Genomic DNA, 26,143 nt, shown 5'->3' with positions numbered 1-26,143 from the left:
CGCCGCTTGCGCGGCGCCTCTCCACATAAAACTCAATAGTTCCTGCCAGGGCCCCTTTTTGTACGGTCCGCACAACCTGGGGCAGTTCAGTTTGCGGCTGGGGCCGGGGCGTTTTGCTTGTCAGGCGGCCTATGGCCTTTTGACAAACGGTTCGCTGACGGCTGAAGCTCAATTACCCGCGCAATGGTCGTCCCAGCCCCCGGGGAGGGTGCGCTTCGGCATGTGCGACGCCGGAAGGGGCGGAGTTTTCCTTTGGACCGATGCTTGGGAACGGCGGAATGCTGCCGGGCAGATCAAAACAGAAACACCGTCAGGGATGGGCCGCGCCCACCAGCGGGGTCAGGCACTCCAGGCCCTCCGCCGCGGCATAGCGCTCCAGACCGGACAGAATGTCGCTTGCCGCGTCCGGCTGGACAAATTGAGCGCTGCCCACTCCCACGGCGCAGGCGCCTGCCAGGAGGTATTCCACTGCGTCCTCCCAGGTGCGGATGCCGCCGCTGGCAATGATGGGCAGCCGCACGGCCTCATACAGCTCCCAGGTCCGCAGTACGCCGATGGGGCGGATGGCGGGTCCGCAGATCGGCCCCCTGCCGTTGCCCAGGGCGGGCCTGCGCCTGTGCAGGTCGATCTTCATGCCCAGAGGAGTATTGGTGGTGTAGAGCGCGTCCGCTCCCGCCGCCTCCACGGCGGCGGCAACCTCCAGATAGTTGGGGAAGTTGGTGTTGAACTTCAGAAAAACGGGCAGGACCACGGCCTCCCGTACGGCCTGCACCAGCTCGCGGGCGGCCTGGGGATCCCGGCTGTAGAAGCCCGCGCCATGGCTGACATTGGGACAGGCCGCGTTCAGCTCCAGTGCCGCGATCCGGCCGCCGAAGCGCGCTTCGGTCTCCCGGCAGAGCGCGACATAGTCCTCTATCGTGTCGCCGCCTACGCTGACGACGATCTGGTCGCGCTCCAGCGCGGCGAGCACCCGGGGCATAGTCTGGGCAAAAAATGCATCCTTTCCGGGGTTTTGCAGGCCGATGGAATTCAGTACCCCGGCGGGCACCTCTGCGATTCGCTCCGGGGGGTTGCCGGCGCGGGGAGCCGGAGTAAACGTTTTCAGGCTCACTGCGCCGAACCGGGACAAATCGGTGTAGCCGGCCAGTTCATAGCCATGGCCGGTACAGCCGGAGGCCCCAAATACGGGGTTGCGGAAGACGGCCCGCCCCAGACGGGTCTCAAGGCTGAGCATGGAAGGCCACCTCCTCTCCCCGAAAGACGGGGCCGTCTTTGCAGACCTTTTTGTAGGTCACGCCGCCGGGCGTATGGATGGCAATGGCACAGCCCAGGCAGATACCGATACCGCAGGCCATGCGCCGTTCCATGGACAGCTGGCAGGGCACGCCGTGCGCCGCCGCGCGCTCCGCCACGGATTCCAGCAGCCCCTCCGGCCCGCAGGAGAATACCGCGTCCGCGCCCTGCGCCAGCAGGGCGTCCAGCGCGGCGGGAAGGGCGGAGCGGTTTTCACAGCAGGAAACGTCCAGCCTTTCCCGGAAGGGAAGCGCATCCAGCAATGCCGCGTCCCGCCGGGGCGAAAACAGCAGACGCACCCGCTTCCCCTCGTCCAGCAGGCGCCGGGCCAGGAAACCCATGGGGGCCAGGCCGATCCCGCCCGCAACCAGGAGACAGTCCCTTGTGTCCGTTTCCCAGGAAAAGCCGCTGCCCAGAGGCCCCAATACGTCGATCTCCATTCCAGGCGTCCAGCCGGTCATATACTCCGTGCCCCGGCCCACGGTACGTACCAGAAGAGAAAAGGTCTCCGTCCCGTCGGCGTCAAAGAGACTGATAGGGCGGCGCAGGAAGGGGTCGCAGCCGCCGGTGAGCTTCAATTCCACAAACTGGCCGGGCAGGGCGGCCCGAGCGATTGCGGGGCAGGTAAAGCGATACAGGGTGTCCCGCGCCGTCACAGGGCGCAGCTCGGTCAATCGCACGAACATGGGGACCCTCCTCAGATGCGGGCCACGCCGCTGTCGCGGGCGGCCCGGGCCACGGCGGCGGCCACCGTCCTGCCCACCCGGGGGTCGAAGGCGGCGGGGATGATGTAATCGGCGTTCAGCTCTTCGTCTGAAATGAGGCCCGCCAGCGCCTCGGCCGCCGCGACCTTCATCGCCTCGTTGATGTCGCTGGCCCGCACGTCGAACGCGCCACGGAAGATGCCCGGGAACGCCAGCACGTTGTTGATCTGGTTGGGGAAGTCGCTGCGCCCCGTGGCCATCACCTTCGCCCCGCCCGCCTTGGCCTCGTCGGGGAAGATCTCCGGCGTGGGGTTGGCGCAGGCAAACAGGATCGCGTCCCGGTTCATGGTCTGCACCATCTCCGTCGTCACCGCGCCGGGCGCCGACACGCCGATGAACACGTCGGCCCCCGCCAGCACCTCCGCCAGGCTGCCCGCCCGCTTCTGCAGGTTGGTCACCCGGGCCATTTCCTCCTTGACGGCGTTCATCCCCTTCTCCCGGCCCGCGTAGATGGCTCCGCTGCGGTCGCACAGCGTCACGTCCTTCACGCCCGCCGCCAGCAGCAGCTTGCAGATGGCGATCGCCGCCGCCCCGGCGCCGTTTATCACCACACGGACCGTCTCCTTCCGCTTCCCCACCACCTTCAGGGCGTTGGTCAGGCCCGCCAGCGTAATGACCGCCGTGCCGTGCTGGTCGTCGTGGAAGATCGGGATGTCGCAGCACTCCTTCAGCTTCCGCTCGATCTCAAAGCACCGCGGCGCCGAGATGTCCTCCAGGTTCACGCCCCCGAAGGACCCGGAGATGAGCTGGATGGTGCGCACGATCTCGTCCACGTCGTGGCTCTTGATGCACAGGGGGAACGCGTCCACCCCCCCGAACTCCTTGAACAGCACGCACTTGCCCTCCATAACGGGCATCCCAGCTTCCGGACCGATGTCTCCCAGCCCCAGCACCGCGCTGCCGTCGGTCGCCACCAGGCACATGTTCCAGCGCCGCGTCAGCTCATAGCTCTTGTCCACGTCCTTCTGGATCTCCAGGCACGGCTGGGCCACGCCCGGGGTATAGGCCAGGCTCAGGTCGTTCTTGTCCTGCACGCGCACGGTGGAGATCACTTCGATCTTGCCACGCTTGGCGTAATGCAGCTTCAGGCTTTCTTCCGCGATCGGTGTCATGGTATCACTCATTTCCTCAGGGTTTGGACGGCCCGGCGGGCCAGTTCCGGGCACTTGCCCAGATATTGCATGGGATCCAGCAGGGCATGGATCTGCTCGGCGCCCAGTGCCTGGACCACGGTATCGTTTTTCTTGAGCTCTTCTTCGAAGTTCTTGCCGTTTTGGAACGCGTCCACGGCGATCTGGTTGATGAGCTCGTGGGCGTGCTGCTTGCCGATGCGCTTGCCCAGCTCCAGCATCACGTGCTCCGACTGGGTCAGCCCGCCCAGCCTGTTCAGGTTGGCGCGCATATTGGCTTCGTTGACCTGGAGCCCCGCCATCAGCGCGTCGGCCCGGTCCAGCAGTTCTCCGGCGGCCACGCAGCAGGCCTCGATGTGTTGGCGCTCACCCACGAAATGCATGATGTTGCGCTCGTGATCCACCCACATCATCTCCAACACGGCGGCATGGTGATAGCGGATGTCGCGGGCCAGGCTCATCATGTGCTGGGTGGAGGTGGGGTTGACCTTGTGCGGCATGGTGGAGGAGCCCACCTTGCCCGCCGCCCAGGGCTCGCTGAGTTCGGCGGTCTCGCTGCCCATGAGCAGATAGACCTCCTGGGCGATCCGCCCAAGACAGCCGCCGATGAGCGCCAGCTCTCCCGTAAATTCGGCCAGGCGGTCCCGGGAGGCGTGCCAGGACACGGCGGGAACGCTCAGGCCCAGCTGTTCGGCCATCTTTTCCTGAATGGCGTCCCCATCCTCCCCGAAGGAGACCATGGAGCCCACCGCGCCGGAGAGCTGGAGGGCGAGGATGCGCTGGGCGCTCTGGTCCAGCCGGTCGATGCAGCGCTCCAGCTCGTCGGCCCAGATGGCGGCCTTATAGCCAAAGGTGATGGGCAGGGCCTGGATGTTGTGGGTGCGGCCCATCATGGGGGTATCGGCATGGCGCTGGCACAGGTCCAGCACGGAGGACTGGATGCTCACCAGCTTGGCGCGGGTCAGGGTAAACATGCTGCGCAGGGCCAGAGTCATGGCGGAGTCCATGATATCCTGGGTGGTGGCGCCCAGATGGATGTACTGGCCGCTCTCCGGTCCCGCCGCCGCCTCCAGCAGGCGGAGCATGGAGACCATGGGGTGTCCGGTCTTGGCGTAAAATTCGTCATAGCGGTCCAGGGCCAGCTTCTCCACATGGGCGGCCTCGGAGATATCCCTCGCCGCCTGCGCGGGGATGATGCCCAGCGCGCCCTGGGCGTTTGCCAGGGCGGCCTCCACCTGCAGCCAGCGGGTGAAGCGCCCGTCCCGGGAAAAAAGGTCGGAGACCTGGGGTAAAATGGCTTCCATCACGCGCCTCACTTGCTGTTTTCAGCGGTGACGAACTTGCCATAGCCCGGCTCGCCGAAGACCTCGCCGTTCTCCATGACCACACGGCCCCGGACCACGGTGCCGGTAACTGCGCCGTGCATCTTGCGGCCCACATAGGGGATGGTCTGGGTCTTGGTGTAGACCTTGTCCTGTTCGCTGATGACCCATTCCCGGTTCAGGTCCACGATGGTGAAGTCCGCGTCGCTGCCCACCACGTTGGAGCCCTTGCGGGGGTACATGCCGAAGGCCTTGGCAAAGTTGACGGAGGTGACCTCCACCAGCTTCTCCAGGGACAGGTCGCCCTCATTCACGTGGGAGACCAGCAGGTGGCCGAAGTAGTCCAGCATGGCAAAGCCGGCGCCGGTGTGCAGCGCGTCGTCGCTCTTGTACTCGTTGGGGGCATGGGGAGCGTGGTCGGAGCCGATCATGTCGATGACGCCGTCCCGGATGGCGGCCCAGATCTTGGCCTTGTCGGGTTTTGCGTCGTGGTTGAGGTAGATGTACTTGCCGCCGGCGATGTCATAGATCTCGTCGGAGGCGTCCATGGCGGGCATATACTCGAAGGAGGATACGATGGTCATCTCGCCCCGCTCCTTGAGCATGCGCACCAGGTCGATGTAGCCGGGCATCCAGGCGTGCATGGCGTACCACTTCATCCCCGCCTTCTTGGCGTAATAGGACAGCTGATAGGCCGCGCCGGTCATCTCCTCGTCGGAGTACCACATGTGGCGCACATTTTCCAGCGTGATGGGCTTGCCTTCGGCCTTGATCTGTTCCACTGCGGCATCGAAGAAATATTTGTCGAAGGGGTGGACGGAGCAGTACCTGCCGGTGGCGGCCACGGCCCGGAAGGCCTCGTAGATGCGGTGCGTGTCCAGAGTACCGGCGGTGGTATTGTAGGGATAGGTGGCCACTTTTTCAAAGAGCTTGAACCAGGCGGACCCCTCCTGGGCGATCTCCGTCACGTCCTGGGCGGTGCCCAGAGGGCAGCCGATGGGGTTGAAGTCGATGACGGCGCGCGCCTGGCCGGCCTGGACCTCTTCGCGGTAGTCCGCCAGGGTGTTGGGCACGGGCTTCACATTGGGCTGGGGACAGACCATGGTGATGCCGCTGTGGGCGGCGGCCATGGTGCCGGTGTAGAAGTCTTCCTTCTGCGTCAGGCCGGGGTCCCGCAGGTGGCAGTGGCAGTCGATGAAACCGGGCAGTACGTATTTTCCCTGGGCGTCGATGACCCTTGCGCCCTCCAGAGGTACGGCGGGGTCGGCCAGCACGGCGATCTTTTCACCCTGCACGCCCACGTTGAGTTTATAAAAGCCCTGTTCCGTGTAGACGACGCCATTTTTAACCACTAAATCAAAGTTCATATCATGTGCTCCTTTCAAATGATCTGTAAAAAGGGGGAGGGCGCCGCCGCAGAGCGGCGGCGCCGGAAAATCAGGCCAGGAATTTGCCTACGATTGTGATCAGATTGTTGATGACGGTGATCATGACGAACAGGTAGGCAATGGAAAGGACCACGGTAAAGCCCTTGCCAACCCTGTAACGGCCCATCTCATCCTTGCGGTTGCAGAGCAGAATGGTCATGATGCCCAGTATGGGGGTGTTGATGACGCCGCCGATCTGCGCCAGGGTCAGAAGCTGGGCGGGCACGCCGCTGTACAGGAAGCCGACCACAGCGGCAAAGACCAGCATGAGGATGCTGATGATGTTCTCCGCCTTGTTCTCCATGCCGGAGTCCTTGTCCAGGGACTGGAGCAGCAGGTTGATGCCCAGCTTGGGAGCCATCATGAAGGAGGAGATGGCGGCGGCCAAAAAGCCGATGCCGAAGACGGGACGCACCCAGGCGCCCAGCAGGCCGCTGAGGGCGCTCAGCAGGTCCATGCCGTTTTTGATGGGGGCCCCGGGCAGCAGGTTGGCGCCCACGAAGAAGCAGCACAGGGAGATGACGCCGATGGCGATGACGCCCACGATCACGTCGATGCGCAGGCCGCCCTGGTCGATGTCACGGGTGGTGTAGCCCTTCTCCTTGGCCAGGGAGGAGCCCCAGGCGCAGGTGCCCAGGGAGGCGGTGGTGCCCAGCAGGGAGAGCATGAGCGCCATGCTGCCGGCGGGCATGCCTACGATGCTGTGGGAGACGGTGCCGTCATAGGGGATCCCGGCGGTACCGATGAGGGAGATGATGAAGATGATCGCCATGATGCCCACCAGGACCTTCATAACCGTCTCCATCTTGTGATACAGGTTTTTCAGGAAGAACAGCACGGCGCAGATCACCAGAGCGATGAGACCGCCGTATTTGACGGGCAGGCCGGGGAAAAGCATGTTCATGCCCAGGCCGCAGCCCATAAAGTTGCCGATGCCGTACACGCACTGGCCGAGGAAGGCGAACACACCCGCCAGCACGGCCCACACTTTGCCGTACTTTTCCCGGATGCCGACCATCAGGGGCTTGCCGGTGACCACGGTGTACCGGTTCATTGCCAGGGAGAAGACCGCCCGGAAGACCAGCATCACGATAAACCACCAGAACAGGTTATATCCGAAGTTGGCGCCTGCGTTTGTGGAGGAGACGATGGAGCCGGGGCCGATGGAGGTCGCCGCCAGGATGAAGCCGGGGCCCAGCGCCGCCAGGAAGTACTTCAGGCCGCTTTTGTCCGAAGACTTCGTTTGCTCGATGTTTGCCAATTCACTCACCTCTACTACAAATTTGAACGATTCGTGCGGAAGAGCAGCATACCTTCCCGCCTGAACGTAAGTATATAGGGCCGTGGCCGGTCTTTGCAATTGATACATGCCTGTGCGCCTTTATTCTCGAGTCGGCGGCTGTATACAGCGGTATACAGGATGCGTTCACAAACAGAACAGGCTCCCAAGCTCCGGATATTTGTCCGGGATCCCCAGCGCACGCAGACTGCCCCACAGGCCGAATTGATTGCTGGCCAGCACCGGCTTGCCCAGTTCCCGCTCCATCGGCGCGATGATCTCCATGGCGTGCAGGCCCGAGCAGCTTAGCAGGACCGCGTCGGACTCCGGCCGGTCGCAGTGCCGGACCAGATCAAAGATCTCCTCTGCTGTGACGGTCAGAATGTCCCGTGGATCGGAACGCAGGAAGCCCCCCTCGCTTACAATATCCAAGCCGGCTTCGTTCAAAAAGGCGTGTTCCGCCCGGTTCAGCTCGGGGGAAGAAGGGGTTACCAATGTGACGCGCTTTGCCCTGAGTGCCTGCAGCGCCTGCAGCATGCACTCTGCGGATGTGATCACCTGCGCGCCGATCTCCAGACTGAGCGTTTGGGCGTGTGCCAGGGCCGCGGCCCGCCCGTCCACAAAACTGCCGGCCGTGCTGCTGAGCAGCACCACATCGCAATAGGCGTTCTGCGCCAGCAGGGCCGCTGCGTCATCCACAAAGCGGTTCATCTCCCGTATCCCCTCCGGGGTGGAGGCGGTCAGGGGCGTGCGGGTGGTGAGAACGGCCACGCCCGCTGGACGGTAGCGGTTGAAATCGGCTTCTGTGGCATTGCCGGGCGCAGTGGCCACGAGACCGATGCGCCCCCGCCAGCCGTCGGTAAACGGCTTGTCCATATAAACACAACCTTTCTGTTTTCTGCTTTGGGATCATCCGCGCTGGAACAGTGTGCCCAGACCGGGAAGCTGATCCGGAATCCCCAGCGCGCGCAGACTGCCCCACAGACCACACTGATTGCTGGTCAGTACCGGCTTACCCAATTCGTGCTCCAGCGGCTCGATCAAACCATCCACGTGCAAGCCTGTGCAGCTGATGAACATCCCATCCGCATCCGGGGTGTCGGCATCCAGCGCAAATCGGCGCATGGTCTCAGCGGTCAGCTTCGGCGTGTCCTGCGAACGCTCCAGCAGCGCGCCTGTAATGTGGACCACCGTAATGCCGCATGCCTCCAGAAAGCGGCGCTCCAGCGCATTGACCTGGGCGGAATAGGGGGTCACCACGTTCAGCCGGCGCAGGCCCAGCGCCTTCAGCGCGCGGAGTACGCAGGTGCTGGTCGTGGTGACCCTGACGCCGGTGAGTTGTTCCAGATGGCGCGTCAGCTCCTGGTCAAAGCCTTTCCCCCCAAGAAAACTGCCGGCCGTGCAGCTGAACAGGATCAGATCTACAATGGAACTCTTGGCCAGCATGAGCGCCGCGTCATCCACATAGCGATTCATCTGCTGCAGACCCTCCCGGGAAATGCCGAACAGGGGCACCCGTGTGGTCAACACAGCGACCCCTTCCGGTTTGTAGCGATTGAACTCCTGCTCGGTGGAACTGCCCGGCGCGGGGGTGATCAGGCCGATCCGCCCGCGCTGACCGTCCACGTAGGGAAGGCTCGATTGATCAAGCATAGTAGACCCCACTTTCTGTTTTTTCTTTAGGCATCACCGGACAATTCCCCACGCACATTTTGGCGGCCAATTTGGCCCACAAATGCGTTGCAAAACCTTGCAATACGCAAAGTATTCCTGCGGTTTTGCACCTTTTTGCGGCACAAATTTTCGCGCCGATCCGCACGCGTTGAATCATGCGGTAATGCCCTTATTATATGGAACGCATAGGGGGGTGACAAACGATACATGCCAATATCCATTTATACTGAAATAGGTGAACGTATATTTATGCATACAAGCGTACGCCGTTGACAACACCCGGGATGTGTATATAATAAAGTAGAATCAGGTTTACAGGCTGAAAGGGGGATGTTTATGGACATGCAGATACAGGCGCTGCGTACCCAGATGGTGGAGAAAAAGCAGGCCAGCGATACCTTGTATTACACGGTACGGGAGGCCATCGCCACCGGACTGCTGCCCATGGGCACCCGCCTGCGGGAGGAGGATCTGGCCGAGGCTTTCGACGTATCCCGCACGCCGGTGCGGGAGGCCATGAAGAAGCTGGAGATCGAGCGCCTGGTGGAGACCAGCAGTACCAGCGGTTCCATCGTCCGCCTGCTGACCGTGGACGAATGCCTGGATACGCTGGAGGTGCTGGAGCTGCTGCGGGCCTCTGCGTGCAGCATGCTTCTGGGACGCATCCCCCGCGCGCTGCTGATGGTGCTGGAGCAGAACACCCGCCGGGGCACCAAGCTGACCGACGCGGCCCAGCAGTATGAGAACAACATTGAATTTCATGAGCTGCTGGTCCGCGCCACCGGAAACTCCGTCCTGGCCAAGCTCAGCGAGCAGCTGTCCTTTACCGAGCGGATGATCAATAACACCGTCCTGCCGGTGCGCTACGCCGCCGACTATGCCGAGCACCACCGCATGCTGATGAAGGCCATCGTGGACAACGACCAGGAGGCGGTGCAGCGGGAGCTGGAGCACAGCCGGCAGAAGGTGGAGGAATATATGCGCCGCATCGTCGGCGCCTTCCTGGACGCCGGAGGAGAGTAAAAACGAGAGAAGGAACGAATATGAGAGAACTTGACGCCGGAGTCATCACCCAAGCCGTGCAGCGCCTGTGCATCCAGGCCAATACCCGGCTGCCCCAGGACGTGAAGGATACCATCGCCGCCGCACGCCGGGCGGAGGACTGGAGCGTGGCACAGGATATCCTGGATAAGATCATCGAGAATTATTCCATCGGCGGGGACACCCCGATCTGCCAGGACACCGGGATGGCCTGTGTGTTTCTGGAGATCGGCCAGGACGTGCACATCAACGGCCCGCTGACCGAGGCGGTCAACGAGGGCGTACGCCGTGGCTATACCGAAGGCTACCTGCGCAAGTCGGTGGTCCGGGACCCGCTGGACCGGGTGAACACCGGGGACAATACCCCCGCCATGGTGTACACCGAACTGGTCCCGGGAGAGCAGGTAAAGATCACCGTGGCCCCCAAGGGCTTCGGGAGCGAGAACATGAGCCGGATCGCCATGCTCAAGCCCTCCGACGGGCTGGACGGGGTGAAACAGTTCATCCTGGAGACGGTGGAGCTGGCGGGGCCCAATCCCTGCCCGCCCATCGTGGTGGGCGTGGGCATCGGCGGCACCTTCGACAAGTGCGCCCTGCTGGCCAAGCGGGCCCTCCTGCGGGAGATGGGCACGCACAACGGCAGCCCCTTCTATGCCCGGCTGGAGCAGGAGCTGCTGGAGAAGATCAACGCCCTGGGCATCGGACCCCAGGGCTTCGGCGGGCGGACCACCGCGCTGGCGGTACAGATCGAGACGATGCCCACCCATATCGCGGGACTGCCCTGCGCGGTCAATATCAACTGCCATGTGGCCCGGCATGTAAGCGAGGTGCTTTGAGATGGCCAAGTATATCACCGCCCCTCTGACGAAAGAGCAGGCCCGCTCCCTGCGGGCGGGGGAGAGCGTTTATCTCAGCGGCAGCGTCTACACCGCGCGGGACGCGGCCCATAAGCGCCTGTGCGAGCTGGTGGAACAGGGCAAGCCGCTGCCCTTTCCCATCGAGGGGGCGGTCATCTACTATGTGGGGCCCTCCCCCGCGCGGCCCGGACAGGCGATCGGCTCCGCCGGTCCCACCACCAGCTACCGCATGGACGCCTATGCCCCCACGCTGCTGCGCCTGGGAGAGCTGGGCATGATCGGGAAGGGCAAGCGAAGCCCGGCGGTGGTGGAGGCCATGCGGGAAACCGGCGCGGTCTATTTCGGGGCCATCGGCGGCGCGGGGGCGCTGCTCAGCCAGTGCGTCAAGTCCGCCCAGCTCATCTGTTACGAGGACCTGGGGGCCGAGGCCGTCCGGAGGCTGGAGGTGGAAAACCTGCCGCTCACGGTGGTCATCGACAGCCAGGGGAATAATCTCTATGAGACCGGCCGGGCCGCTTATCTGGAGCAAAGAAGGTAGAAAGCGGGATACACCGGCAGAAAGGGAAACGCAGAAACAGGGGATGGCGCCTGCCAATATGGCTTCCGGTGCGGAACACAGATCGCCCGCCTGTGCGTATCCGGACAGGGAGGGATGGATTACGACGACTCTGCAGATGCAGTACTTCATCACGTTGGCCCGGCATATGAACTTCACCCGTGCCGCGGAAGCGCTCTTTGTCTCTCAGCCTACCCTCAGCCGCCATATTGAGCTGTTGGAGCAGGAGTTGGGGTTTGCGCTGATCGAGCGGGAGAAAAAGCAGATATCCCTCACCCCCGCGGGGGAGGCCATGCTGGTCACGCTGAAGAGCGCCCTGCGGCTGATCGAGGCCGGGCGGGAACAGGGTGCGCGGCTGGCACGGGGATCTCAGGGGTTGCTCCGGGTGGGACTGCTGGATTCCCTGGACGGAGACGCGCTGCTGCCCAACCTGATCGCACCGTTCCGGCGGGAATGCCCCGACGTGCGCCTGGAATTTGAGCGGCACAGCTTCAACGCCCTGCGGGACCGCCTGAGCTGGGGCAAGCTGGATGTGCTGATCACCGTGGATATCGACTGCGAGAATCTGGCCGGGGTGGCGACCCGTCCGGTCGCCTCCTTTCCCAAGGTGCTGCTGATGAGCCGCCTGCACCCCCTGGCCGGACGTTTGGACCGCAGCTTTGCGGATTTTCGGTCGGATACCTTTTTTATCCCCGGGGAGGAGGACTCCCCCGGCCGGGAACAGGCGCTCTGCGCGGTCACCGGCCGCTGCGGATTTACGCCGGCCTGCATTCGGACGGTCCCCAACCTGGAATCGGCGTTTTTCAGCGTAGCGGCCGGACTGGGTGTGATGATTGTGGATAAAAGCACCAAATACATCCGGGACCCGCACTGTACCTATCTGGAGCTGGACGAGGCAGATGCGCCCCGTGCGGTACTGGTGGCGGCATACCGGCAGGATAACACCAACCCGGCCGCCAAACGCTTTTTGGAGCGCCTGAAGGCCTGAATACAGCGATACCCGGACCCCCGCCTTGCGCGGGGGTCCGGGTATTTTTACAGCATCTCCATTTTGGCGCGGTATTGCTCGATGGAGTGCCGGATTTCCTCCTGTGACATCCCGAAAAAGGTATCGGAGTAGCCATAGAGGTAGTAGTTGTTCTGCGCGTCTTCCGGGTCTGCCAGGCAATCCGTTAAAAAGTCCAGGAACAAAAAATAGGATTCCAGCCGCTGCCGGCGGCACAGATCGGCGCAGGCCGCGCCGTCCCGCCGCGTCAAGGCGTCCAGCCAATCCCGGTGCTCCTGGATGGACATGGACATCCGCCCGATGGAATGCAGCGCAATGGAGGTATAGGGGTAGGTGCGCCGGTGGGTGTTGCGGATCAGCTCAAACAATTCGCGGTTGCCGCAGGCGCGGTAGATGCCCATGTGGAATTCATCGTTGAGGATCTGGTAAGTGGAGATGTCCTTGCTCCTGACGGCGCTCTCCATACCGCGCATCAGACCCCGGAGCTGCTCCAGCGTTTCCCCGGAGATCAGAGAGGCCGCCAGACGGCAGGCGCAGGTCTCCAGAGCGATGGACACCTGAATCAACTCATAGAACTGGTCGTAGTTGCATTTATGTACCCAGGCGCCACGGTGGGGTGCGGATTGGACCAGACCTTCCTGTTCCAGCTTCAGCAGGGCCTCCCGGATCGGCATGGGGCTGACCTGATAGCGCTGGCTGATGGCGTTGACCACCAGTTTTTCCCCCTGACCCAGGGTTCCGTCCATAATCTCCCGCTTGAGCCGCTCGTAAGCATAGGTGGTTTTTGTGACAAACTCCACCTTCTCCATAAAGCCACCTCCGGCTGAGAATTGATTTTTTATCAAATGTAGTGCTTTTATTATAGCATTTGCCACGGGAAATACAAGCCCTGCGAAAAAACTTCTGACAAAAAACAGAAAAATTTGTTGCTTATTTCAACAAATGAATCGTATGATTCAAACTGCGTATAAGTCGTTTTGGATAAAAATTTTGTGAATTTGCTGGTGAACCTGTCAATTGACGGCGGCAGTTTTCCACAGTACAATCTAGTTAAATCAAATATTAAATTTTTGATATTTGATTTTTTATCACGAGGAGGACCTGCTTATGATCATTGATATGCGTACCTATACGTATCATCCGGATACCTACCGCCCCTTCCTGAAGTTTTACCGGGAGCAGGGGTACGCCATTACCTCGAAGCACCTGGGGTATAACCTGGGACTGTTCACCGCCTCCAGCGGCGTGGTCAACCGGACGGTGCAGTGGTTCGCCTATGACAGCCACGACCATCGGGACGCCTGCCGCAAGGGCTACCTGACCAGCGGCACCAAGATCGATTTTACCAACGATGCGGACAAGATGATCCGTCAGCAGGAGAGCCGGGTGCTGATCCCAACGGAATTCTCCCCCCTGCGCACCATTGATCCCAATCATCCCCTGCTGACCGACCCGGCCTGCGAGCGGCGCATGTTCGAGTTTAATACCTATGAGTGCAGGCCCGGGCAGCTGTCCGCCGCGCTGGAGCTGGTGGAGAAGCAGCTCTTCCCCCGGGCGCAGCAGTTCGCGGAATGGACCATCGCCTACCTGACGGGCGACAGCGGCCCTGAGCGTATCTACGAGCTGCGCGCCTACCGCACGCTGCAAAGCCGCATGGAGCGCAACCGGGCCATGCGTGCGGATCCCCAGTACCGCCAGATCCTGGAGGAGCTGGGCAGCCGCCTGCGGGAGACCGATTCTGTGATCTGGGAGACCCAGACCATGTCCCCGCTCCACTGATGAGAGACCCATCTTCGGATGTAAAAAGGAAGACTCAATTTATTTTAAGGAGGAACATCATGAAAAGAATCACTGCGATCATTCTGTCTCTGGCGATGGTATTCGCCCTGACAAGCTGCGGCGGGCAGTCCGGTACGGGCGCCCCTCAGACCAGCGCTCCCGAGACCTCTGCCCCTGAGACCGCTGCCCCGGAAACCACGGCCCCGGATACGACTGGCCCCAGCTTTGACGAGGCCGTCAAGCTCACCTTTGCCACGGCCGGGAAGGCCGGCTCTCTGTCCGCCCTGATGTATGAAAACTGGATGGATATGGTCACCGAGCGCTCCGGCGGCAAGATCACCTTCGATTATCAGCCCGGCGGCGTGCTGGGCAACGAGGGCGAGCTGTTCCAGCAGATCATGGACGGCGTCATCGAGGCCGGCGGCGGCGGCATTGCCACCTATACCAACTATAACACCCTTGCTGAAGTCTACCAGCTCCCCTTCCTCATCAACTCCTATGAGACCGAGTGGGCCGCCCTCCAGACCCCCGAGTGGGACGCCATCATCGACGCGGTGGAGGAATCCATCGGCTCGGTCTACATCTGCGGCGCTGTGGACGTGGGCATGCGTCATATCGCCACCGTGGACAAGCCCGTCACCTGTCTGGCGGACCTGGCCGGCCTGAAGATCCGCACCGCCTCCTCCAACGTTTTGATCGAAGCCCTGGAGGACCTGGGGGCCAACCCCATCGTGGTCGGCTATACCGAGGTATACTCCGCCCTGTCCAACGGCATCGTGAACGGCGAGGACGTCAACTACATGACCGCCGTGGTCCAGAGCCATTATGAGGTCACCAAGTACTTCACCGAGGTCGGCATGTACCCCTACCCCACCTTCCTCTGCTTCAATAAGGATTTTGTGGACTCCCTGCCCGAGGGCTATTGGGACTTCATGCAGGAGTGCATGGACGAGGCGATGGAGACCTTCTTTACCGAGACCATCGTGGGCGCCGACGCCGAGTACCGCAAGACGCTGGAGGCAAACGGCATGACCGTCTACCAGCTGGAGGACCCGGACGCTTGGCGCGAGGCCATCCAGCCCCTGTACGACGAGTACACCGCTGAAGGCACCGACCAGCGCATCATTGACTTCATCGCGGCTGTAGAGGCGATCAAGGCCGCGCAGTAAGCACAGCCGTACCGTCCGATTTCCGCCCCCTCTCCTGACAGAGAGAGGGCGGAAACCCTTAAGGAACCGTTGATTGAATCAGTGTTTCCTGAATCAACAGGAGGAACATTCAAAAAGATGAAAGCCTATTCAAGAATTTGTGATGTGGTGTTCAACATCGTGAAATGGATCGTGGCCATCGCCATGATGTTTATGGTGATCCTCACCTTTGTGGAGGTCATCCGCCGCTACTTTTTCCATCAGAACTGGGTCTGGTCGGAGATCCTGGTGCGCTACCTCATCGTCTGGTGCACCTTCCTGGGCGGCGCGGCCGCCTACCGGGTGGGCGCTCTGACCAACTTCGATCTGGTGACCCAGAAGCTGGGGAAGAAGACGCAGCTGGTCCTGGAACTGGTCTGCACCGTGATCATCCTGCTGCTGTCGGTCTGGCTGACCAAGCTGGGCGCCGACTCCTTCTTGCGCCCCTCCATCGCCAACCAGATCAGCGTGGAACTGCATATCTCCGTCAAGTGGATCTACCTGGGCATTCCCGTCGGCCTTGGCGCTATGGCGCTGTTTGCCATCGAGAAGCTGCTGAAGGTGATCAGGGAGCTGAAAGCCGTCGGCTCCGCCGCCCCCGGGAAGGAGGTTGAACAGGCATGATCATTGCCATTATCGTATTTGCAGTCCTGCTCTGCATCGGCATGCCCATCGCCATCTGCCTGGGCCTGTTCGGCATCGCCCACATCACCACCATGGGCAACCCGGCCTTCTTTGATATCATCATCGGCCGCATGTTCTCCGGTGTGAGCATCATCAGCATCTCCTGCATCCCCTTCTTCATCATGGCGGGCGAACTGATGAACAGCGGCGGCATCACCCGCCGTCTGCTGGATTTCCTGCGCAGCTTTATCGGGCGCCTGAAGGGCGGCATGGCCTACTGCACCATCGCCCTGTCCGCCATCCTGGCCGCCATCCTGGGCTCTGCCCAGGCCAATGCGTCCCTGCTCAACCAGATCCTGCCCGCCCAGCTGGAAAAAGACGGCTATCCCCCGGAATATTCCGGCGCGCTGATCTCCGCCGCCTCGGTATTGGGCCCTATCATTCCCCCCAGCACCATGTTTATTTTCTACTGCTTCCTTACCGACGTGTCCATCCAGTATATGTTTATTGCCGGCATTATCCCGGGTATTATTTTGGCGCTGGCGTACTGCGTCACGGTCTTTATCAACATGCGCAAGATGGACATCAAAAAGCCTGAGGGCAAGTTCAATCTGAGGGAATTTGGCGTCTCCTTCGTCAAAGCCATTCCCGCGCTGCTGGTGCCTGCCATCATCATCGGCGGCGTGCTGTCCGGCTTCTGCACCGCCATCGAGGCCGGCGCCGTGGCCTGTGTGGCCGCGTTTGTCGTCAGCCTGATCTACCGGGAGCTGGATCTCAAGAAGATCCCCGCCATGATGCTGCGTACCGCCATTTCCACCGGAGCCATCTTCCTGATCATCGCGTTTGGCAACCTGCTGGCCTGGACCATGGCAAAGGACGGGATTGCCGATCTCATCATCTCCGCCATCCTGGCCGTTACCAGCAACAAGTACCTCATCATTTTCCTGATCCTGCTGCTGCTGGTCCTGGTGGGCTGCGTGCTGGACATGGCTTCCGCCACCCTGATCTTTATTCCTGTGATGTTCCCGCTGATCCAGATGATCGGCATGGACGTGGTCCACTTTGGTATCGTCTTCTCGCTGATGATCACCATCGGTATGATCACCCCGCCGGTGGGCCAGGTGCTCTTTATCACCTGCAATGTGTCGGGCGTGGGCTTCAAGCCGCTGTGCCAGCGCATCTGGCCCTTTATTGTGGCCTCCTTTGCCACCACCTTTGCGCTGGCTTATCTGCCCGACATCGTGCTGATCCTGCCCAGACTGTTTGGCTATCTGGGCTGAAAGGAAGTGTGAGCGATGCGAATCGTGGGACTCAGCGGCGGACGCCGCAGCGGAAACAATGAGCTGATGCTCAAAACCGCCCTGGCCGCAGCCAAGCAGGTCTGCGGGGCGGAACTGGAGATCATCCGTCTCCAGGATCTGAAGCTGCGCGACTGCATCGGCTGCGAGACCTGTATGCGCGGCCTGACCACCGGAGGCGACGGCCTGTGCGTAGTCAGGGACGACGATATGCCCTGGTTCTCCGCCGCCGTGAAGGAGGCGGACGCGCTCATCCTTGCCACCCCCATCTACGACCTGATCCCGACCGGTACGGTGGTCACGCTGCTCAATCGTGTGCTGGGCATCGGTAAGGAGTACCAGACTTACTGCCGCACCCACCCCAAGATCGGCGCGGCTATGGCCCTGGGCGGTTCCGATTGGATCAATCTGACCGAGCCGCTCATGGATCTGACGGTGCGCAACCTGAGCAAGGGCAGCGTGATCGTGGATAAGTTCGTGGTGGGGCATAACCCCGCCCCCTCTATGGTGGTGCTGGACGAAGCGGTCCTGGAGCGCGCCGCGCTGCTGGGCCGCCGGGTGGGCGAGGCCCTGATGGACCGGGAGCATGCCGGCTTCGCCGGCGACTCGGGCGTCTGCCCGGCCTGTCACTGCAACCTGCTGGAGCCCAGAGGCGGCGCCCGGGTGGGCTGTCCCTACTGCGACGCCGAGGGGACCGCCGTCATCCGGGACGGGTCCCTGGTGGTGGAGTGGGACGCCGACAAGGTGCGGGACAACCGGTTCGGTCCCGCCGGCGATGCGCACCACCGCGCCGATATCGCCGCCAGCCACAAAAAGGCGGGAGAGAACCGGGAACGGATCCGGCAGCGGGTACAGGAGCTGGAGGACTTCGACGGCGTGTTCGTCCAGCCCCCCAAGCGGGATCCGAGCACAACGAAGGAGTGATTTTTATGCTGGAGCGTTCCATTTTAAACGGCATCTATGACCTGCACATCCACACCGGGCCCTCGGTCGCCAAACGGCTGCTGGACGCGGGGGAAATGATGAAAAATGCCCAGGCGGCGGGCTACCGGGGGTATCTGGTCAAGGATCACTACGCCCCCTCCGCCCACGGCTGCTGCCTTGTGGAGCACAATATGGGCGACGGCTCCTGCCGCTGCTACAGCTCCATCGTCCTCAACAACTGCGTGGGCGGGCTGAACCTTCTGGCGCTGGATGTGGCCTATCATATGGGCGCCCGTATGGTGTATATGCCGACCGTATCCTCCCGTCTGCACATCGAGGATCATAAGGGACGCAAGTTCCTGGGCTCGGGCAACATGACGACCACCGGTCTGGAGGAGCCTATCTACCTGCTGGATGGGAACAACAAGATCATCCCCGAATGCGTGGAGGTGCTCAAGTATATTGCCGAAAAAGGCGATTTGGTGCTCTCCACCGGCCATATCTCCTGGCAGGAGATCGACGTGCTCATCCCCACCGCGCTGGAGCTGGGGGTCAGGAAGATCGTCGTCAATCATCCCAGCTTTACCATTATGGCCCCCCACGACGTGATCGCCCGCTGGGCCAAGTGGGGCGCCTGGATCGAGATGACCGCCTGTGAATTCGGCGCGGTGGTCTTCAACGACGACAGCAGGTTCAACCCCATCGCTCTGTTCAACCAGTATCTGGACGCCGGTGTGCCCATGGAGCAGATGTTTATTTCCACGGATTTCGGACAGTCCATCTCTCCGGAGCCGGTGGAGGGCATGTACAAATTCCTCAGCCTGATCCATGAGCAGTTGGGCTACGGCGCCGATGTGCTGGAGCGTATGACCAAGACCATCCCCGCTTACCTGATGAGCGTGGAATCATGAAAGGAGTTTTCCATTATGGACGAGAAGAAGTATGAGACTCAGAAACCCATGATGTACGACATCAAGGAGCACGAATTCGCCTGCGGCAAGCAGAACGGCCGCATCCAGTTTATCCAGATCTCTCCCAACGTGACCCTGCAGTACTGCGAGATCCGTCAGCCCCACGAGGTGGGGCCCCACCGCCATGATTACGAGCAGATCATCTTTATCCCCCAGGGCGAGTGTGATTTCTGGGTGGACGGAGTGCCCTACGCCATGGACGCGGGCTGCTTCATGGTCGTGCCCCCCAACGCCGAGCATTACCTGGAGGCCAAAGGCAACATGTTCGTGGTGGACTTCGACATCTTTACCCCCAAGCGCACCGACCGGGTCCAGAGCAAGCGCATCTGTGACCGGGGTCACAAGAACTGGGATAAGGCCATCACCGACGCCGTGGTGAAGGAGAGCGAGGAATGAACCGCAGCGAAACCCTGAAGGCGCGCATCCGCTCCGGAAAACCGGTCTTCGGCACCTTTGTCAAAAACAATTGCCCCAACCTGGTGGAAATGCTGGGGTGGGCGGGGTTCGACTTTGCCATTCTGGACTGCGAGCACTCCAGCTACAGCTATGGGGAGCTGGAGAATATGATCCGGGCGTGCCAGCTGGCCGGCCTGGCCTCCATTCCCCGCATCGCCTGCCCGGAGCCCTGGCAGGTCCATCACGGCCTGGAGAGCGGAGCCACCGGCGTACAGATCCCCAGCATCCGTTCGGTGGAGAACGCCGCGGAGTGCGCGCAGGAGGCCGTCTTCTTCCCCGGCGGCACGCGCAGCCCCAATCCGGCCCTGCGGGCGGGACAGTACGGCTGCTGGACCGGGGAGAAGAGCTATCTGGAGACCAAGAAGGAGAGTTCTTTGTGCGTGGTGCAGGTGGAGTCCATGGCTATGGCCGCCGCTGTGGAGGAACTGTGCCGCATCCCCCAGATCGACGTGCTCTTTGTGGGCCCGGGCGACCTGAGCATGTCCATGGGCAAGCCCGGAAAGCTGAACGACCCTGAGGTGGCGGCCGTCATCGAGGACGTGATCCGCCGCGGCCTGGCCGGGGGCAAGGCCATGGGAATGCTCTGCGGCAACGCCGACGCGGTGAAAAAGTATGTCGACCTGGGCTGCACCTATCTCGCTTACGCCAGCGACAGCGGCATGATCGCAAACGCGTTTCGGCAGGTCAGCCGCGATGTGTTCGCACCCTATCGCTGAGGTGAGCCATGAGCAAGCTTTCGCACAATAAGCTGGCCGCCAAGGAGCAGGTCCTGGAGCAGTTTCACAGCGGCATGTCGCTGCTGGCGGGAGGCTTTGGCTCCGCGGGCTATCCCACCCTGCTGTATGAATGGCTATATGAGACCGACTGCACCGAGCTGGACATCATCACCTCCGGCGTGGCGCCTGCGGACAAGCCCTTCCAGCTGGGATTTGCGGGCCTGCTGCGGGATAAGCGGATCCGCAGCCTGACCCTGACCCACGCGGCCAATAACCCGGAGGTGGGCCGCCAGAAGGTGGAGGGCACCCTGAAGGTGGAGGCGGTGCCCCAGGGCACCTTTGTGGAGCGTATCCGCGCCGGAGGCGCCGGGCTGGGGGGCGTGCTGACCCCCACCGGCATCGGTACCCCGGTGGCCGAGGGCAAACAGATCCTGCACATCAACGGCAGGGATTATCTGCTGGAGCTGCCCATCCGGGCCCAGGTGGCCATTCTCCGGGCGGAGAAGGCGGACAAGATGGGCAACCTGATGTTCCGCCACACCAGCCGCAATTACAACACCGTCATCCCCACAGCGGCCGACATGGTCATCGTGGAGGTGCCCGAGCAGGGCATCGTGGAGGTGGGGGAGATGGCCGACAACGAGGTCATGGTCCCCGGTATCTTCGTGGACCTGATCGTCCCCATCCCGAAGGGAGGCGAGTTCTTTGAGCGATAAACAGGAACTGCGGGAGTTCATCGCCCGGAACGTAGTGGCCCTGCTGCACCCCGGAGACCTGGTGAATCTGGGCGCCGGCATCCCTTCCCACGCGGCCAATTATATCGGTGTGGACTCCGGCATGATGATCCAGACCGAATGCGGCACCATCGGCGGCGGACCGCTGGCGGCGGCGGGGGAGGAGGACTACACCCTCATTGCCCCGGACACCCGGCCCTCCACCCTGCTGTACGACGGGGTGTGCTTTGACAGCGCCCTGTCCTTCACCATGATCCGGGGGGGCCACCTGGACGTGACCGTTCTGGGCGCCATGGAAGTGGCGCAGAACGGCGATATGGCCAACTGGGAGGTCCCCGGACAGGCGCTGAAGGGCATGGGCGGCGCCATGGACCTGTGCGCAGGCGCCAGGCGGGTCATCGTGGCCATGGAGCACTGTACCAAGACCGGCGCGCCCAAGCTGGTGGAGCGGTGCGCCCTCCCCCTGACCTGTCAGGGCGAGGTGGACACGGTGGTCACGGAGCTGGCCGTCATCGACGTGACGGAGGAGGGCTTTGTGCTGCGTGCCCTGGCGCCCCATGCCACGCTGGAGGAGGTGCAGGCCAAGACGGCCGCGCCCCTTCACGTCCCGGCCCGGGTGGGCCGTATGGTCGATTGAATGCAGCAGGCAGCCGGGGACGGAAGCGGACGGTTCCTCCGCATCGGGGCAGGCATACGCCTCCTGCCGGAGCTGCTTCCCGCACGGCCGGTGGGAGACCTTCCCATCCCGCTGCCGCCGGCCCGCCGGTTCCGCGCCTTCCGGCGCAAGTACGGCATCAAATCCGTCCGCTGAATCTGCGCCGCGGATGCGAAAGGATTGAACACAGAATGAGTGATTTAAGCAACCGGGTCATCCTGACGGTGGCCCCCACCGGCTCCTCCACGCCGGCGGCCAAGTGCCCCGGCTTGCCGGTGACCCCGGCGGAGATCGCCGCCGAAACCTATGAGTGCTGGAAGGCCGGCGCCTCGGTCGTGCACCTGCACGTGCGGGACGACCAGGGCAACGCCAGCATGGAGTACGAAAAATTCCGGGAGAGCGTGGCGCTCATCCGGGAAAAGTGCGATATCGTCATCAACATGACCACGGCGGGCGGCTTCGGCGTCCCCGACGACGAGCGCATCCTCCCCTTGGATCTGATCCCCGAAATGGCCACCATGGACGCCGGTTCCATGAACGTAAAGGGGGACTTCGTCTTCCATAACAGCGTGGCGTTCCTGGAGAAGCTGGGCCGCCGCGCCCAGGAGCTGGGCATCCGCCCGGAGATCGAGGTCATGGACACCGGGATGGTGTATACCGCGCTGCGCCTGATAGAGCAGGGATATATCAAGTCCCCCCCCCACTTCCAGATGGTGCTGGGGATGGAAAACGGCATGGCGGCCACGGTGGAAAACCTGGTGTACATGAAAAACCTCCTTCCGCCCGGCGCCACCTGGAGCGCCTTCGGCGTGGGCAAGGCCCATCTGACCATTCTGATGGCCACCCTGGCCTTGGGCGGCCACGTACGGGTGGGGATGGAGGACAACATCTATCTGGACGCCGGACAGAAGGCCAGCTCCAATGTGGATTTTGTGGAGCGGACCCGCCGGATCATCGAGCTGAACAACAAGCGCCCGGCCACCCCGGAGGAGACCCGGGCCATGCTGGGCCTGCGGAGCCGTCAGGCCTGTATGGATTACGCGCTCCAGTTCAGCGCCCGCCCCGACCGGTGCGGCTGAGGTGACGGTGGACGGTACGGCGCTGCGCCCGCTGCACCTGGGGATCAGCGTGGAAAGCATTGAGGCGTCGGTCCGGTGGTACGGGGAGATGCTGGGCTTTACCCTCCTGTCCGACGCCGAGATGCCGGCGCTGGAGAGCCGGGTGGCGTTTCTGGGCAACGGCAGCTTCCAGCTGGAGCTGTTCCAGCACCGGCGCACCCTCCCCCTGCCGCCCGGGCGCAGAACGCCCAATGACGATATCCGCACCCAGGGGACCAAGCATATCTGCTTTGCACACGAGGACGTGCCGGGGCTTTTGGCCGAGCTGCGCAGGAAAGGCGCGGACGTGGTGATGGAGCAGGTCGTCAAGGGAAAGCCAATGGGCTTTGTGCGGGACAATAACGGCATTCTAATCGAATTTATCCAGTGTCAAACGCCGGCAGCGGAAACCGGGGGGCTGACCGCGTCTCACCCGCCGCTCCCGACCGCTGCGCGGCAAACAGAATCGAGCGTTTTTCGATAAGGTAAGATAAGGGAGCTGTTGACAAAGTCTGTTTTCAAAAATATGGCCTTGCAAAAAGTTTATCAAATAGCATATATTTGATAGTAAATAACAACAAACAAGCAAGAAAAACCTATTTGCTTTTTCGATAAGGGACTTTGTCAACAGCCCCGATAAGTTGCGCAAATTGAAAAAGGGCTAAAAAGAGACATGGCTTGCAGATCCGGTAGAATGAAGTTGCGGCACACCGTTCTGAACGGAGAGCGCAAACCATGGCCGAGATCGGACTGACCGAGACGTTTTCCTCCCAACGGCACAGCGGCATAACCGGTATCGTAACCCAGATACAGGCCTTTTGCCGGGCTGTACTGCATAGCGTCCTGAAAAAATGATTCTGCCGCGTTCCTCCAAAACAGCAGCACCGCGTGTTCGCCAAAGGTGAACACGCGGTGCTGCTGTGTCAGGGGAAAGGGACTTGACCTTCCACCGGGTGGAGGGTATAAGATAATACCGGAAGGCGGGACCGAACGGCGGTTTCGCTTGCGCTTTCGCTTCATACGCATTATGATAGAACATGAAAAGGAGGAGACGCAATGAAACGAAAACAGATGTTCTGCGGGGCGCTTGCCCTGTGCCTTGTCCTGTCTCTGACCCTGCTGCCCGCCGGGGCCCAGGAGAGCGGATTGGCCGCGTCGGCGGATCAGGCGGCGGAACTGGCCATGCAGTACGGCCAGGCCGACAGCGTCCAATACGCCCTGTGGGAGGACGGAGCAATCATCCTCACCGGCCACCGGGGGAATTACTCCCGTACTGAGAACCGGGCCCTCACCGACGAGATCCTCTACGGCGTGGGGTCGGTGAGCAAGATGTACACCACGGCGGCCGTCATGAAGCTGGCGGAGGCGGGAAGTCTCGCCCTGGATACGCCGGTGAAGACCTACCTGCCGGACTTCAAAATGGCGGACGAACGTTTTGCGGAGATTACCGTGCGGATGCTCCTGAATCATTCCTCCGGCCTGATGGGCTCCACCTTTACCAGCGGCGTTCTCTTCAACGACCCGGACGAAACGGCCGCCGATACGCTGCTGGAGCGGCTGAGCACCCAGACCCTCAAGGCGTCCCCCGGAGCGTTCAGCGTCTACTGCAACGACGGCTTTACGCTGGCCCAGCTGGTGGTGGAGGCGGTCTCGGGCATGGACTTCGATGAATATGTGCAGCAGGCCATTTTGGAGCCCGCCGGGCTGGAAGACACTTATTTTCCCGGCGATCCATTTGACCCGGCGCGTCTGGCCAGGACCTATCTGGGCAGCGGCGACCGCGCGCTGCCGCAGGAGACGCTTGGGGTCCACGGGACGGGCGGCATCTACGCCACGGCGTCCGATCTGGCCGCGTTCGGCGGGCTGTTCTGCGGCACGCAGCTGCTGGCCCAGGCGTCTCTGGACGCCATGGCCGCGCCGGAGTATGCCGGGGGCCTGTGGCCTGAGGACGTTGAGGACGCGATGGCCTACGGGCTGGGCTGGGACAGCGTACAGTGGTATCCGTTTGCCTACAGCGATATCCGGGCCTTGGTCAAAGGGGGCGACACCACCCTGTATCACGGGGGTCTGGTGGTGCTGCCGGAATACGGCCTGTCCTGCGCCGTGCTCTCCTCCGGCGGGGTGAGCACCTATAACGAGATGGCGGCCAGCCAGATCCTGATCGCCGCCCTGGAGCGGAAGGGGACGCACGTGGACACGGCGGCCCACAGCCTGCCCCAGGCCCGGAGCGCCGCCATGCCGGAGGAGCTGCTGGCGTATGCGGGGCTGTATGCCTCCTCCAGCCAGGTGACGCAGCTGGCCCTGACCGAGGACGGGACGCTGACCCTGGGCGAGAGCGCCCTGCGTTATCACAGCGACGGCTCCTTCCGAAACGAGGCGGGGAACCTCATGGTCCGGTTCGTGGAGGCGGAGAACGGAGAGACCTATCTCTGGCAGAAGTATTATATCCAACTGCCCGGACTGGGCGAGCTGCCGGGCTCCAGCTATGTTTTCCAGAAACTGAAGGAGAACCCGGTCCCGGAGGCGGTTCAGGCGGCCTGGGACGCCCGGAACGGGAAGATCTACCTCTGCCTGAACGAAAAGTATACCTCGCAGGCCCTGGCCCTGGCGCTGCCGGCGGCCGGACTGGCCAGCCTGCCGGGCTATATGGCCTTTGACCGTATCGTGGATGAGAACTACGCCGAGGGCGTGGCGGTCATCCCAGGCCTGGCGGGCCGCGACTGGCAGAACGTGCGCCTGTTTGAACAGGATGGGGTGGAGTACGCACAGACCTCCGGCATGCTCTGCATGGACGCGGCCGCCGTCCCGGCGATCTATGCCGGCGCGGGCTCCTATTCCACCATTCAAAGCGACGGTTACATCCGCTGGTATCGGACCGGGAGCGCCGCCGGAAAGCATATGCAGGTCCAGGTGCCCGAGGGAGGCGGTTTTACGGTGTACGACGGAAACGGTCAGACCGTTGCCGCCTCCTGGATGTGGGGAGATACCGCGGTGACCCTGCCGGAGGGCGGTTATATCGCGTTTGCCGGCGCACCCGGCCTCCGGTTCCAGATCACGATGGCCGAACGATAGGCGCGACCCGCCCGGCTGGCCGCCGTATGCGGCGCAGGAGTGCTTTGACCTGCCGGCCGGGATCGGGCGGCCGAAACGCTTTGCCCCAGCGGCACAGCGGCATGACGGGTACCCCGTCCCGATACAGGCCGTTTACCGGGCCGCGGAGCGCAGCTTCCTGAAAACATGACGCTGCCGCGTTCCCGACAAACAGCGGCCCTGCATGCAAACCGCTTTGCGCGATGTGCATGCAGGGCCGCTTTGCCGTACCCGGAAGAGCGCCCGCGGGGGCGGGGGGCCCC

Annotated in this window: 26 protein-coding genes; 17 read left to right on the top strand and 9 right to left on the bottom strand. The window is 62.4% G+C overall.

Annotation, left to right across the window (positions count from 1 at the left end; genetic code table 11):
• Window positions 1-310 precede the first annotated feature (310 nt).
• The 8 genes from NE547_RS16745 to NE547_RS16710 all read right to left on the bottom strand — a co-directional run bounded on the left by NE547_RS16745 (window position 311) and on the right by NE547_RS16710 (window position 8,868).
• Window positions 311-1,234, bottom strand: coding sequence for a dihydroorotate dehydrogenase (locus NE547_RS16745; protein ID WP_186909074.1), 924 nt, complete (start codon window positions 1,232-1,234; stop codon window positions 311-313).
• Complete coding sequence (locus tag NE547_RS16740) at window positions 1,221-1,979, bottom strand: dihydroorotate dehydrogenase electron transfer subunit (RefSeq protein ID WP_256176495.1); 759 nt, start codon at window positions 1,977-1,979, stop codon at window positions 1,221-1,223. Before NE547_RS16740 ends, NE547_RS16745 begins: the two co-directional genes overlap by 14 nt.
• Before the next feature lie 11 nt (window positions 1,980-1,990).
• Window positions 1,991-3,169, bottom strand: coding sequence for an NADP-dependent malic enzyme (locus tag NE547_RS16735; protein WP_370866861.1), 1,179 nt, complete (start codon window positions 3,167-3,169; stop codon window positions 1,991-1,993).
• Between the two features lie 8 nt (window positions 3,170-3,177).
• Window positions 3,178-4,491, bottom strand: coding sequence for an adenylosuccinate lyase family protein (locus NE547_RS16730; protein ID WP_186908755.1), 1,314 nt, complete (start codon window positions 4,489-4,491; stop codon window positions 3,178-3,180).
• Between the two features lie 8 nt (window positions 4,492-4,499).
• A complete protein-coding gene (locus tag NE547_RS16725; RefSeq protein ID WP_186908754.1) occupies window positions 4,500-5,876 on the bottom strand; it encodes a dihydroorotase family protein in 1,377 nt (458 codons plus the stop codon).
• A gap of 70 nt (window positions 5,877-5,946) precedes the next feature.
• Entirely contained in the window at window positions 5,947-7,197 is a 1,251-nt protein-coding gene (locus NE547_RS16720) for an Nramp family divalent metal transporter (RefSeq protein ID WP_256176493.1), read from the bottom strand.
• 165 nt (window positions 7,198-7,362) lie between these two features.
• A complete protein-coding gene (locus NE547_RS16715) occupies window positions 7,363-8,091 on the bottom strand; it encodes a hypothetical protein (protein WP_186908752.1) in 729 nt (242 codons plus the stop codon).
• Window positions 8,092-8,124: 33 nt separating this feature from the next.
• Window positions 8,125-8,868, bottom strand: coding sequence for an aspartate/glutamate racemase family protein (locus tag NE547_RS16710; protein WP_186908751.1), 744 nt, complete (start codon window positions 8,866-8,868; stop codon window positions 8,125-8,127).
• Window positions 8,869-9,225: 357 nt separating this feature from the next.
• Between NE547_RS16710 and NE547_RS16705 the strand changes: the two genes are divergently transcribed.
• The 4 genes from NE547_RS16705 (at window position 9,226) to NE547_RS16690 (ending at window position 12,331) form a co-directional block, all read left to right on the top strand.
• Window positions 9,226-9,912 (top strand): GntR family transcriptional regulator, encoded by a 687-nt coding sequence (locus NE547_RS16705; protein ID WP_186908750.1) that lies wholly within the window; start codon window positions 9,226-9,228, stop codon window positions 9,910-9,912.
• A 20-nt stretch (window positions 9,913-9,932) separates the two neighbouring features.
• The gene (locus NE547_RS16700; RefSeq protein ID WP_186908749.1) at window positions 9,933-10,766 is read left to right on the top strand and encodes a fumarate hydratase; all 834 of its coding nucleotides are present in this window, start codon (window positions 9,933-9,935) and stop codon (window positions 10,764-10,766) included.
• Window position 10,767: 1 nt separating this feature from the next.
• Window positions 10,768-11,325 (top strand): Fe-S-containing hydro-lyase, encoded by a 558-nt coding sequence (locus NE547_RS16695; RefSeq protein ID WP_186908748.1) that lies wholly within the window; start codon window positions 10,768-10,770, stop codon window positions 11,323-11,325.
• A 136-nt stretch (window positions 11,326-11,461) separates the two neighbouring features.
• Window positions 11,462-12,331 carry a LysR family transcriptional regulator gene (locus NE547_RS16690; protein WP_186908747.1) on the top strand — a complete coding sequence of 290 codons (870 nt, stop codon included), beginning with the start codon at window positions 11,462-11,464 and terminating at the stop codon, window positions 12,329-12,331.
• A 47-nt stretch (window positions 12,332-12,378) separates the two neighbouring features.
• Here NE547_RS16690 and NE547_RS16685 read toward each other — a convergent pair whose 3' ends face one another.
• The gene (locus tag NE547_RS16685; protein ID WP_186908746.1) at window positions 12,379-13,158 is read right to left on the bottom strand and encodes a GntR family transcriptional regulator; all 780 of its coding nucleotides are present in this window, start codon (window positions 13,156-13,158) and stop codon (window positions 12,379-12,381) included.
• 298 nt (window positions 13,159-13,456) lie between these two features.
• Here NE547_RS16685 and NE547_RS16680 point away from each other — a divergent pair, with 298 nt between their 5' ends.
• From NE547_RS16680 to NE547_RS16620, 13 genes are all read left to right on the top strand, one after another.
• The gene (locus NE547_RS16680; protein ID WP_256176492.1) at window positions 13,457-14,128 is read left to right on the top strand and encodes an NIPSNAP family protein; all 672 of its coding nucleotides are present in this window, start codon (window positions 13,457-13,459) and stop codon (window positions 14,126-14,128) included.
• A gap of 59 nt (window positions 14,129-14,187) precedes the next feature.
• Window positions 14,188-15,297, top strand: a complete 1,110-nt coding sequence (locus NE547_RS16675) for a TRAP transporter substrate-binding protein (protein WP_186908744.1) — start codon at window positions 14,188-14,190, stop codon at window positions 15,295-15,297.
• Window positions 15,298-15,414: 117 nt separating this feature from the next.
• Window positions 15,415-15,939, top strand: a complete 525-nt coding sequence (locus NE547_RS16670; protein ID WP_186908743.1) for a TRAP transporter small permease — start codon at window positions 15,415-15,417, stop codon at window positions 15,937-15,939.
• Window positions 15,936-17,219: a TRAP transporter large permease gene (locus NE547_RS16665; protein ID WP_186908742.1), complete on the top strand. Its 1,284-nt coding sequence runs from the start codon at window positions 15,936-15,938 to the stop codon at window positions 17,217-17,219. Before NE547_RS16670 ends, NE547_RS16665 begins: the two co-directional genes overlap by 4 nt.
• Window positions 17,220-17,234: 15 nt before the next feature.
• Complete coding sequence (locus tag NE547_RS16660) at window positions 17,235-18,161, top strand: flavodoxin family protein (RefSeq protein ID WP_186908741.1); 927 nt, start codon at window positions 17,235-17,237, stop codon at window positions 18,159-18,161.
• Window positions 18,162-18,166: 5 nt separating this feature from the next.
• The gene (locus tag NE547_RS16655) at window positions 18,167-19,072 is read left to right on the top strand and encodes a DUF6282 family protein (RefSeq protein WP_186908740.1); all 906 of its coding nucleotides are present in this window, start codon (window positions 18,167-18,169) and stop codon (window positions 19,070-19,072) included.
• A gap of 15 nt (window positions 19,073-19,087) precedes the next feature.
• Window positions 19,088-19,528, top strand: a complete 441-nt coding sequence (locus NE547_RS16650; RefSeq protein ID WP_186908739.1) for a cupin domain-containing protein — start codon at window positions 19,088-19,090, stop codon at window positions 19,526-19,528.
• Complete coding sequence (locus NE547_RS16645; protein WP_186908738.1) at window positions 19,525-20,304, top strand: HpcH/HpaI aldolase/citrate lyase family protein; 780 nt, start codon at window positions 19,525-19,527, stop codon at window positions 20,302-20,304. Before NE547_RS16650 ends, NE547_RS16645 begins: the two co-directional genes overlap by 4 nt.
• A gap of 8 nt (window positions 20,305-20,312) precedes the next feature.
• Window positions 20,313-21,020, top strand: coding sequence for a CoA transferase subunit A (locus NE547_RS16640; protein WP_186908737.1), 708 nt, complete (start codon window positions 20,313-20,315; stop codon window positions 21,018-21,020).
• Window positions 21,010-21,675, top strand: a complete 666-nt coding sequence (locus NE547_RS16635; RefSeq protein ID WP_186908736.1) for a 3-oxoacid CoA-transferase subunit B — start codon at window positions 21,010-21,012, stop codon at window positions 21,673-21,675. The genes NE547_RS16640 and NE547_RS16635 overlap by 11 nt, the downstream gene beginning before the upstream one ends.
• Before the next feature lie 209 nt (window positions 21,676-21,884).
• Window positions 21,885-22,772: a 3-keto-5-aminohexanoate cleavage protein gene (locus NE547_RS16630; protein WP_186908734.1), complete on the top strand. Its 888-nt coding sequence runs from the start codon at window positions 21,885-21,887 to the stop codon at window positions 22,770-22,772.
• A 1-nt stretch (window position 22,773) separates the two neighbouring features.
• Window positions 22,774-23,274 carry a VOC family protein gene (locus tag NE547_RS16625; protein WP_186908733.1) on the top strand — a complete coding sequence of 167 codons (501 nt, stop codon included), beginning with the start codon at window positions 22,774-22,776 and terminating at the stop codon, window positions 23,272-23,274.
• Window positions 23,275-23,846: 572 nt separating this feature from the next.
• The gene (locus tag NE547_RS16620; RefSeq protein WP_256176491.1) at window positions 23,847-25,862 is read left to right on the top strand and encodes a beta-lactamase family protein; all 2,016 of its coding nucleotides are present in this window, start codon (window positions 23,847-23,849) and stop codon (window positions 25,860-25,862) included.
• Window positions 25,863-26,143 lie beyond the last annotated feature (281 nt).

It is taken from the genome of Flavonifractor sp. DFI.6.63, from assembly GCF_024462255.1.
GTDB lineage: Bacteria > Bacillota > Clostridia > Oscillospirales > Oscillospiraceae > Lawsonibacter_A > Lawsonibacter_A hominis.
Note: the sequence above shows the minus strand (reverse complement) of the source record. Positions and strands in the feature narration are given on the sequence as shown.

Excerpts from the sequence above, each read along its gene's own strand:
- NE547_RS16745 (WP_186909074.1), bottom strand. The coding sequence starts at position 1,234 with ATGCTCAGCCTTGAGACCCGTCTGGGGCGGGCCGTCTTCCGCAACCCC.
- NE547_RS16740 (WP_256176495.1), bottom strand. The coding sequence starts at position 1,979 with ATGTTCGTGCGATTGACCGAGCTGCGCCCTGTGACGGCGCGGGACACC.
- NE547_RS16735 (WP_370866861.1), bottom strand. The coding sequence starts at position 3,169 with ATGACACCGATCGCGGAAGAAAGCCTGAAGCTGCATTACGCCAAGCGT.
- NE547_RS16730 (WP_186908755.1), bottom strand. The coding sequence starts at position 4,491 with ATGGAAGCCATTTTACCCCAGGTCTCCGACCTTTTTTCCCGGGACGGG.
- NE547_RS16725 (WP_186908754.1), bottom strand. The coding sequence starts at position 5,876 with ATGAACTTTGATTTAGTGGTTAAAAATGGCGTCGTCTACACGGAACAG.
- NE547_RS16715 (WP_186908752.1), bottom strand. The coding sequence starts at position 8,091 with ATGGACAAGCCGTTTACCGACGGCTGGCGGGGGCGCATCGGTCTCGTG.
- NE547_RS16710 (WP_186908751.1), bottom strand. The coding sequence starts at position 8,868 with ATGCTTGATCAATCGAGCCTTCCCTACGTGGACGGTCAGCGCGGGCGG.
- NE547_RS16705 (WP_186908750.1), top strand. The coding sequence starts at position 9,226 with ATGGACATGCAGATACAGGCGCTGCGTACCCAGATGGTGGAGAAAAAG.
- NE547_RS16700 (WP_186908749.1), top strand. The coding sequence starts at position 9,933 with ATGAGAGAACTTGACGCCGGAGTCATCACCCAAGCCGTGCAGCGCCTG.
- NE547_RS16695 (WP_186908748.1), top strand. The coding sequence starts at position 10,768 with ATGGCCAAGTATATCACCGCCCCTCTGACGAAAGAGCAGGCCCGCTCC.
- NE547_RS16690 (WP_186908747.1), top strand. The coding sequence starts at position 11,462 with ATGCAGTACTTCATCACGTTGGCCCGGCATATGAACTTCACCCGTGCC.
- NE547_RS16685 (WP_186908746.1), bottom strand. The coding sequence starts at position 13,158 with ATGGAGAAGGTGGAGTTTGTCACAAAAACCACCTATGCTTACGAGCGG.
- NE547_RS16680 (WP_256176492.1), top strand. The coding sequence starts at position 13,457 with ATGATCATTGATATGCGTACCTATACGTATCATCCGGATACCTACCGC.
- NE547_RS16675 (WP_186908744.1), top strand. The coding sequence starts at position 14,188 with ATGAAAAGAATCACTGCGATCATTCTGTCTCTGGCGATGGTATTCGCC.
- NE547_RS16670 (WP_186908743.1), top strand. The coding sequence starts at position 15,415 with ATGAAAGCCTATTCAAGAATTTGTGATGTGGTGTTCAACATCGTGAAA.
- NE547_RS16665 (WP_186908742.1), top strand. The coding sequence starts at position 15,936 with ATGATCATTGCCATTATCGTATTTGCAGTCCTGCTCTGCATCGGCATG.
- NE547_RS16660 (WP_186908741.1), top strand. The coding sequence starts at position 17,235 with ATGCGAATCGTGGGACTCAGCGGCGGACGCCGCAGCGGAAACAATGAG.
- NE547_RS16655 (WP_186908740.1), top strand. The coding sequence starts at position 18,167 with ATGCTGGAGCGTTCCATTTTAAACGGCATCTATGACCTGCACATCCAC.
- NE547_RS16650 (WP_186908739.1), top strand. The coding sequence starts at position 19,088 with ATGGACGAGAAGAAGTATGAGACTCAGAAACCCATGATGTACGACATC.
- NE547_RS16645 (WP_186908738.1), top strand. The coding sequence starts at position 19,525 with ATGAACCGCAGCGAAACCCTGAAGGCGCGCATCCGCTCCGGAAAACCG.
- NE547_RS16640 (WP_186908737.1), top strand. The coding sequence starts at position 20,313 with ATGAGCAAGCTTTCGCACAATAAGCTGGCCGCCAAGGAGCAGGTCCTG.
- NE547_RS16630 (WP_186908734.1), top strand. The coding sequence starts at position 21,885 with ATGAGTGATTTAAGCAACCGGGTCATCCTGACGGTGGCCCCCACCGGC.
- NE547_RS16620 (WP_256176491.1), top strand. The coding sequence starts at position 23,847 with ATGAAACGAAAACAGATGTTCTGCGGGGCGCTTGCCCTGTGCCTTGTC.